At 43.9% G+C, this 8,643-nt stretch carries 7 protein-coding genes; 4 read left to right on the top strand and 3 right to left on the bottom strand.

From position 1 onward, the window contains the following. Nucleotides 1–488 precede the first annotated feature (488 nt). Nucleotides 489–1,133 (top strand): two-component system response regulator NarL, encoded by a 645-nt coding sequence (gene narL, locus A3729_RS17375; RefSeq protein WP_068507590.1) that lies wholly within the window; start codon nucleotides 489–491, stop codon nucleotides 1,131–1,133. Nucleotides 1,134–1,147: 14 nt separating this feature from the next. Here narL and A3729_RS17370 read toward each other — a convergent pair whose 3' ends face one another. Continuing rightward, nucleotides 1,148–1,729 (bottom strand): DNA-3-methyladenine glycosylase I, encoded by a 582-nt coding sequence (locus tag A3729_RS17370; protein ID WP_068507588.1) that lies wholly within the window; start codon nucleotides 1,727–1,729, stop codon nucleotides 1,148–1,150. Nucleotides 1,730–1,831: 102 nt separating this feature from the next. On the opposite strand from A3729_RS17370, the gene A3729_RS17365 reads away from it, so the two are divergent. The 3 genes from A3729_RS17365 to A3729_RS17355 all read left to right on the top strand — a co-directional run bounded on the left by A3729_RS17365 (nucleotide 1,832) and on the right by A3729_RS17355 (nucleotide 4,659). Next, a complete protein-coding gene (locus A3729_RS17365) occupies nucleotides 1,832–2,125 on the top strand; it encodes a hypothetical protein (protein WP_068634121.1) in 294 nt (97 codons plus the stop codon). A 102-nt stretch (nucleotides 2,126–2,227) separates the two neighbouring features. Next, the gene (locus A3729_RS17360; protein ID WP_068508666.1) at nucleotides 2,228–3,841 is read left to right on the top strand and encodes an MFS transporter; all 1,614 of its coding nucleotides are present in this window, start codon (nucleotides 2,228–2,230) and stop codon (nucleotides 3,839–3,841) included. Between the two features lie 176 nt (nucleotides 3,842–4,017). Beyond that, nucleotides 4,018–4,659: a response regulator transcription factor gene (locus A3729_RS17355; protein WP_068508664.1), complete on the top strand. Its 642-nt coding sequence runs from the start codon at nucleotides 4,018–4,020 to the stop codon at nucleotides 4,657–4,659. A 50-nt stretch (nucleotides 4,660–4,709) separates the two neighbouring features. Here A3729_RS17355 and A3729_RS17350 read toward each other — a convergent pair whose 3' ends face one another. Together A3729_RS17350 and A3729_RS17345 are read right to left on the bottom strand one after the other, a co-directional pair. Next, on the bottom strand, nucleotides 4,710–6,500 hold the full coding sequence (locus tag A3729_RS17350; protein ID WP_068508663.1) for a hybrid sensor histidine kinase/response regulator: 1,791 nt from the start codon (nucleotides 6,498–6,500) through the stop codon (nucleotides 4,710–4,712). 110 nt (nucleotides 6,501–6,610) lie between these two features. Continuing rightward, complete coding sequence (locus tag A3729_RS17345) at nucleotides 6,611–8,455, bottom strand: histidine kinase (RefSeq protein ID WP_082865087.1); 1,845 nt, start codon at nucleotides 8,453–8,455, stop codon at nucleotides 6,611–6,613. Nucleotides 8,456–8,643 lie beyond the last annotated feature (188 nt).

Here is an 8,643-nt window from a genome sequence, read left to right as displayed (position 1 = left end):
CGCAAAGCAAACTCGGGATAGAAATCCACAAATTTCGGTTGGCTATTTTCTTACCGGTGGATTCCCAGAACTGCTCGTCCTCCGGATCCCATTTTTGAATATCCGACATAGAATTTCTCCCAATGTTATAAATAATGCTAAGTCACGTTCATCATGCGCAAGCCTATAAACAAGAACAATCGACTCAAGGGAGTAGGCATTTCTTCACCCTTTACTTACCCCCCAATACCTACTACTGGGTAGTACCCTTGCCAGCACCTGCATTGTCGCTACGCTGCGTAAAACAAGGGGTACAACACATGCGACCAGAAGTAGGTACATTTCGGTGCCTACTCTCTCTAAGCCTCCACGAGTAAAGCCTGTCGAACATGATTCACGTCAATTTTGAGAACCAGGGTTCTTGCCAAATGGCGCGTTCTAAGACAGAGTTGCGACTAGATAAGATTCTTAAACCAGAAACTAAGCGCCGCATAAAGGTTGAAGCACTCATGAGCCAGATCCCCGCCACCATATTATTAGTTGATGACCACCCTTTATTAAGAAAAGGACTAACCCAGCTGATTGAATTCGAAGATGAGCTAGAAGTCATTGGTGAAGCAAGTGATGGGCATAGCGCCCTAGAGCTTGCTAAAGAGCACGAGCCCGACCTAATCGTGTTAGATCTGAATATGCAAGGTATGGATGGTTTGGAAACACTTAGAGCCATGCGAAATGCCGAGATCACCTCCCGTATCATCATGCTAACCGTAAGCGATAGTGATGAAGACGTTGTTTGCGCTATTACTTATGGTGCCGACGGCTACCTGCTTAAAGATATGGACCCTGAGCAAATACTGGAAAAGCTAAAAGAAGCCGCGCTTGGTAAAATGGTGATCAGTGAGAAGCTAACACATGTTCTGGCCGGAGCAATACGAGGCGGCAACGATAAGAAATCGAACTTATTAGCCAAACTAACCAGCCGGGAACACGAGATCCTGAAACTCATAGCCAAAGGTATGAGCAACAAGCTTATTGCCCGTGAACTCGATATCTCTGACGGAACCGTGAAGGTTCACGTCAAACATGTCCTGAAAAAACTAGGTTTGAATTCTCGAGTTGAAGCCGCAGTATGGATGGTGAATCAGAAGGGCTAAACTTCACTCAGCTTTTAGCTCACTTTTGACCACTCTGGGCATGTCACCAGGTGGTCATTAACCATCCCCACAGCCTGCATAAAGGCATAGCAAATAGTCGGACCGACAAAGGTAAAGCCGCGCTTTTTCAAATCTTTCGACATTGCTTCGGACTCTGGCGTTACAGCCGGTACATCTGCCATCGTCCGCCAGCTGTTAACTATCGGCTTAGCGCCAACAAATGACCAAAGGTACTTTGAAAAGTCACCCTCATTCTTTTCAATCTCGAGAAATTCGCGTGCATTTTTAATAATAGAGTTCACCTTAAGCTTATTTCGAATCACACCTGAATTAAGCAGTAATTCATCTATCTTCGTCTGGTCATATTCTGCAATACGCTTAGGATCGAAATTATCATATGCTTCGTAATAGCTTTTTTCTTTTCGTAAAATCGTAATCCAGCTCAAACCCGCTTGTTGGCCATCAAGGCAAAGTTTGGCAAATAGATCCTGGCTACCCCACCTTGGCTTACCCCAAATTTCATCATGATATTGCTGATATAAAGGGTCATTACCGCACCAGGGGCAACGTTTCTCTTGTGAGCAGTTTTCGGTCATTTTTTAGTTCCTTTTTAGTTCTTTATTGCTCAGCTCGTTTTATAATGTCAGCTTCGCGGTTCAAGGTTCTGTTCTAAAATAGCCACTCTAGAGGGTTACACTGTGTCGACCATCCTTAATTTCAAATCCAAGAAGTTCTGGCTCATTCTTTTCTTTTTAATCTACAGTGTATTCGGCTGGTTTGCTGTACCTTATATTGTTAAGCAGCAGGCCATCAACTCCCTTAAGGATATTGCAGCCTGGGATACGCAAATCGAATCAGTTGTTTTCAACCCTTACGCACTATCTCTAGCCGTTCACGGTTTCCAAGCTAAGGATGAGTTCCAGCAAGATAGCGTCAGCTTTGATCGATTCTACGTCAACTTTAGCGCCCTCGGTTCATTGGGGGGTAAGTAAAGGGTGAAGAAATGCCTACTCCCTTGAGTCGATTGTTCTTGTTTATAGGCTTGCGCATGATGAACGTGACTTAGCATTATTTATAACATTGGGAGAAATTCTATGTCGGATATTCAAAAATGGGATCCGGAGGACGAGCAGTTCTGGGAATCCACCGGTAAGAAAATAGCCAACCGAAATTTGTGGATTTCTATCCCGAGTTTGCTTTGCGGCTTCGCGGTTTGGTTGTATTGGGGCATCATCACGGTTCAAATGTTGAACTTGGGCTTCCCCTATGAAAAATCACAACTATTTACTTTAATGGCGATTGCCGGTTTGACGGGTGCAACGCTACGAATACCCAGCACCTTCTTTATCCGTTTGGCGGGTGGCCGAAATACAATCTTCTTTACCACAGCATTACTCATGCTACCTGCAGCCGGTACAGGTATCGCGCTGTCTAACCCTGAAACACCTTTCTGGGTTTTCCAGGCACTAGCGCTTCTATCTGGCTTTGGTGGTGGTAACTTCTCATCTTCAATGTCAAACATCAGTTTCTTCTTTCCTAAGAAGCAGCAGGGCTTGGCGCTAGGTTTGAATGCGGGTCTGGGTAACTTTGGTGTTACTACGATGCAGATTCTGGTTCCATTGGCGATGACTGTTGGCATGTTCGGCGCACTAGGCGGCGAGTCAATGACGCTAGTTAATACTTCAGGTACCTTGATCGGTAAGATTCCTGCAGGTACTGAAGCATGGATTCAAAATGCAGGCTTCGTGTGGTTGCTCTTCCTGATTCCTCTCGCACTTGCTGGCTGGTTCGGTATGAATAACTTGCGTGAAGACCACATTTCGCCAAGTATTCCTGGCCCTGTTGGTTCTTTCGGCTTAATTTCAATGATGTTGCTGGTTGGCTTTGCTTGTGCAATCTTCGGCCTATGGTTGATGCTTCCTGAGAAAGTGGGTGGTTCAGGTTTTGGTGTAAGTAAGTGGATCGTATTACCTATTGTTATCGCAGCGACAGTATTTGCTTTGAAAGCGATTCCAGGTCAGATCGGTGAGAGCTTAACGCGTCAGTACAAAATCTTTGATAACAAGCATACTTGGGCAATGACAGTTATTTATACAATGACTTTTGGTTCATTCATTGGTTTTGCAGCATCTTTCCCGCTAACGATTAAAGTTGTATTTGGTTTCCAGCACGTGATGGTTGATGGTGTGATGACACACAACACGGCTAACCCTAATGGGCCAAGTGCTTTAATGTACGCCTGGATGGGGCCTTTCATCGGTGCTTTGATTCGCCCAGTTGGTGGTTGGATCTCTGATAAAGTAGGTGGTGCTTTAGTTACTCAGATTTGTGCGGTAATTATGGTGGCATGTGCAATTGGTGTGGCTTACTTCATGAAAGCCGCTTACCAGTCAGCAACACCTGAAGAATTCTTCGTACCATTCTTTGTATTGTTCTTAGTCTTGTTTGCTGCAACAGGTATTGGTAACGGTTCTACTTTCCGTACCATCTCTCAGGTATTCAATAAAGAGCAAGCAGGTCCGGTATTGGGTTGGACTGCAGCGGTGGCAGCATACGGTGCATTCATTATGCCTAAAGTATTGGGTGAGCAAATCAAGGCGACGACTCCTGAGTACGCGCTATATGGCTTCGCAACGTTCTACGCCGTATGTATCGTTCTTAACTGGTGGTTCTACCTACGTAAGAGCTGCGAGCACTATAATCCATAACGACAATCCATAAGTTGTAAGTTATGGCTTAAAATAAAAAACCGCGCAACTAGCGCGGTTTTTTATGTTTACTGGTTAATAAATGGCCAATAATTGGCTTGCTAAGCAGGTGTTAATATCAGCATAATATGCATGCTAAAAAACAAATATAACATCAGCCTGGTAATCATACTGTTATGCAAGCTTCTTGCTTTTCGCCGATGAGTGGTGAACTGAAATTATTAGTGATAGAGGACCATCCAGTCTACCTGGAAGGGCTTTCATTTGTGCTTAAGCGTTTGAGCGAAGAGGTTGTGATCGAATGTGCTCATGGCGTGATAGAGGCTCAAAATCACCTTGGACAAAATCAGGGTTATGACCTGATATTGCTCGACTTATGCTTACCTGATGAGGGGGGGCTGTCTATTCTTCGATACCTGTCTGAGCAGAAAATATTCATCCCGGCAATTATTTTGTCAGCTTCCGAGGAACTCAGGGATGTTCAGCGAGCCCTTAAGGCTGGGGCTAGTGGTTTTATTAGTAAAGCCAGCAGCAGTGAAGTGATCCTTAATCAGATAAAAAAAGTCATGGAAGGCGAGAATTGCCTGCCAGACTTTTATCAGTCACAACAAGTTGCTGAATTACCAGAGTTAACACCTCGGCAAAAGGAAGTTTTACAGTTAGTGTGTGAAGGCTTACCAAACAAGAAAATCTGCCAGCGCCTGCATTTGACCGAGCATACGATCAAGAGCCATATGAAGACCTTATTTAGCGAGCTAAACGTACATAACCGCACTGAATGTGCTCGGGTAGCAGTTGATTTGGGCTTGTTAGAATAATTGCTTAGCGGCCATTCATTGTAGCGGCTTAAAAATTAGCCTCAAATAGGCTAATTCTTTGCCTGTAAGTAGTGCTGAATCATTAGCTTTAATTTGGCGGGAGCTAATGGTTTAAAGGCGATTCCGGTAATATTTAGATCCTGTTCAACAAAACTCTGACTGACTTCTTCGCTGACTTCTTGCTGAGTGTCGGCTGTGATTAAAATTGCGGGCGTGGCGGTCGCTGCTCTTTTTCTCATCTCTAGTATCAGTTCAATGCCATTTTGTGGATAAGCAGGAAAGCGATAGTCGCAGATAATAAGGTCGAAAATTTCTGACTCGCTGCAGCTTAACGCATCGTAAGGGTTCTTAACTGCGGCGACGGAGTAGCCCCAATTGGCTAACAGTATTTGGCATGAATCCAGGACACTTTGGTCGTCATCGATTAGGAGAATGCGCTTATCAGGGCTGGGGCGTGGCACTTGTGCTGGTGCATTGTTAATCGGTTTCTCGAGAGAATAGGCTTGCGCCAGCTCTAGCCAAAAGCATGCGCCCTTATGTTTTCCTGCTCTGACGCCGTATTTGACTTCTAATAGCTCACTTAGCTGTTTGACAATCGCAAGCCCTAAGCCCATACCTTGCTTGTCAGATTGATCCGTTTGATGAAACTCGTCGAAGATACTTTCCATTTCTTCTTCAGGAATTCCTTTGCCATTGTCTTCCACTTCCAAGAAGATAGTTTTGCCTTCTTTGTACCAATTGACTTTTACTCCGGTTGCATCGGCATGCTTAAATGCATTTTCGCAAAGGTTTCGAAATATTCTCTCGACTAAGATTGGGTCACTTTTTACAATACAAGGTGAGGGGCCTTCGGTGCGAATCGTCATACCAAGCTCTTCCGCACGAATGTTTTGCTCGGGAATTAGTGAGCCGATCAAACTTGAAAGATCAAAGTTTGTATTCTTTGCTTCAACAATGCCGGCATTTAACCTTGAGATATTGAGTAAAGAGCTAAGTAACTGGCTTAGTTGATTAATGGCGAGCTTAAGTTTTTGTGTTAAGGCTAAAGAATCTCCCTTGGGAAGCTGGTTTTCTAAGGTCTCAATAAGTAAGTTCATAGCGTGTAGAGGCTGTCTCAAGTCATGACTGGCGGTGGCTAACAGCCTCGTACGTGAGGATATTTCTTGCTGGTCTCTAGACTTTGCAAGTTCAACCAGCTTCTTATTGAGAAAGAGGCTACGCCGTGATCGTTCTTGCATGTAGCTGCCAATCGCCCCCATAAAATTGAGTGTAATAATAAACGCAGCATTTGAGCTGATAATATGGCTGGGAGAGTTCAGATTGAGCTCAAGGGTAAAATAGCCCAGCGATACGATCACTCCACCTAATGTGGCCAAAGTATACGGCGAGCCCATTAGGAAATAGCCAAAAACCAAGAGCAGCAACACACCGTCGTAAGGCATTTGCGCATCATTAATTCGTGTAGTGTACATAATAGCAACGATACTTAAGCCAGAGACTATGTAGGCACTCATATACAGACTTGAATACGCGCGTATCGACCAATTCATTCGGGCGGCGATCATTGTTATAGCGATGAGAGGGCAAACTATAAACAGACGAATACAGGTTGTGACGACGTAGACAGACTCGGGGAGCGTGTAGATATCTAGTAAAGCAAATAAGAAAAAAATGAATAATGCGGCAACTCCAATTGCAGGAATTCGTTCTAGTAAGCGTTGGTGTCGATATTCCCTGAACTCACTTTCAAGTGACTGAGAAAACTTTATGAAGGGGAAGCGACGCTTGTTTGCATATTCGAGCTGAAGCTCTTCAACGCTTTTTTCGTAATGGCTTGTCATCGTTATTATTGGTCTTTTAAGCGATTAGAGTGAAGCGTTCTATGTTAGTTGGTGTGCAGAACGATGCCAAGTAAGGTCACCGCTCAAATGGGAGAAATGTGATTTGCGTGTTACGAGCGTATGATAACTTTACTTTCATCACTTTCTCTGAGGTAACTGGGTGAGAAACGAAGCTGGATTTGAGTACCTTGGATACCCTCTTGAGAGCTCTTAACAACTAGCTCACCGTTCAAGTGCCGACTGCGTTCTTGAATGATGGCCAGGCCATAATGATTTAACTTTTCTGGGTTGCTGGACAGCCCTACTCCATCGTCTTTAATTTCCAGTTGGATGGTTTTGTCAGTTTGCTGAAGTAAGCTAATATCCAGGCGTGTACCCTTGGAGTGGTTGACAGCATTCTGGCTGGCCTCACGAAGAATTTGTAGCACGTGAATTTCCTCAGAAGGACTCAAAGGAATATTCTTCAGTGAATTCTTCAGGTTAATGTGCATCTCGGTTCGCGCTCTCAATTGCTTAATGGTTTGCTCAATTGCGCCATGTAAACCTTTATCATCGATTTTTAAGCGGAAGGTGGTGAGTAGTTCACGTAAGTGACGGTAAGCTGATGAAAGGCCCTCACTCAGCTCATCAATAATTGGCTGTTGCATCTCATACTTTTTCTTATCGTGTGACTTTTGTAAGCGTGTTACTTGAATCTTCAGGTAAGAGAGCGATTGAGCTAGAGAGTCGTGAAGCTCTCGGGCCATTACTGTACGCTCACTAAGCATCGCCAAGCGGTGTTCTTGCTCTTTGGTCTCCTGTAAAGATAAAGCGATGGCTAGTTGGTCAGCGCTAGATTGGACCAATTTTTGTTGCCATAAGAGAAGGGGTTTGTCTTTCGATTGAGGTAATTTGATCACACCATACTGTTTTGCTTGATGAATGACTGGGTATCGATATATCAAAGCATCCTCAGCTAATTGATTGAAAGGTCCGTCACCGCGGCAGCCTTCACAGGTAAAGCGATTGCAAAGCTGTTCATCATCATCATGCATGTCAATCTGCAAATAAGGGCGTTCGCCTTGTGTCGTAAATAGGCAGAGCTCAATATCTTTAACCATTAGTATCATGCCTAGATCATTGATAATTTCTTGGTAATCCAGGCTCTTGTCTTGATCTTCCAGTACTTTCCTGGCAACGCCGAAGGAATATTCTAGGACGGTATTACTTCGTTTTAGTTCTTTGGTTCGTTCTTCAACCCGGCTTTCTAGCTGTTGATAAGTTTCAGCGATTGATTGGCTCATCTGGTTAAAGGTTTGTGCTAGTAAAGCCAGCTCATCTTTACCAGGAATGTCGATGTGCTGCTGGATGTAGCCATCACGAATCATTTTTGCAGCTTCTGTCAGGCGGCCCAGGGGGCTTTCTACACGGTTTTTAAGCAGATAAAAAATCAGGCTACCAACCAAGGTGGTAAACAGCATGGCAAATAATTGGAAGGTTCGAAGTGTGCGAATTTTTGACTCAGCTTCTAGCTGAAGCTCAGATACCAGAATATCGGTTAGATCAACTTGTTTGTTGAGCAAGGTAAGTGTTTCGGGGATTGGTTTTTCACCGTTCTTCAAACGTGGTTTGACGATCTCAAACCAATGCTGGTAGCCGTTTGTAAAAGCTTGTTCCAAGTCAGGGTTTGAAAGGGATGAGTGAAGGTTAGTAAAAAGGGTGTTATTCCAGGTTTGGTCTAGTTTTTCTATTAGCGGCCCGATGTCATTTGGGGAGTGAGTAGCGGTTAAGCCTATATGATAGGTCTGCATGCGCATTGAACCTGAGAGGTTAATCGCATGAGCATCGGAATCGGCTTGCTCTGTCACCCAAAAAGAAAAGAATATCGATAATAAGGTGATACCTATGATGGTAAACAGTGACAAGTTTATGTAACTCATCACTGAGTGAATGAACTGCTGATTGCGTTGTAACACGGGTAATACCCCTAAAAAGCCATAGCCTGATGTAGTAAGGCCGATAAAATAAAAATCTATTATATATCAATATCTTAAAAATAATTCACGATAACCCTAAGTGGGTAGTTTGGCTGTTTTATGACCAGAGCCGCCTGGTGTAAATTGATGCAAATCAATTTCAATATTCTTGCCCCTCCATATACTGA

The sequence above is a fragment of the Oleiphilus sp. HI0043 genome (assembly GCF_001634935.1).
Note: the sequence above shows the minus strand (reverse complement) of the source record. Positions and strands in the feature narration are given on the sequence as shown.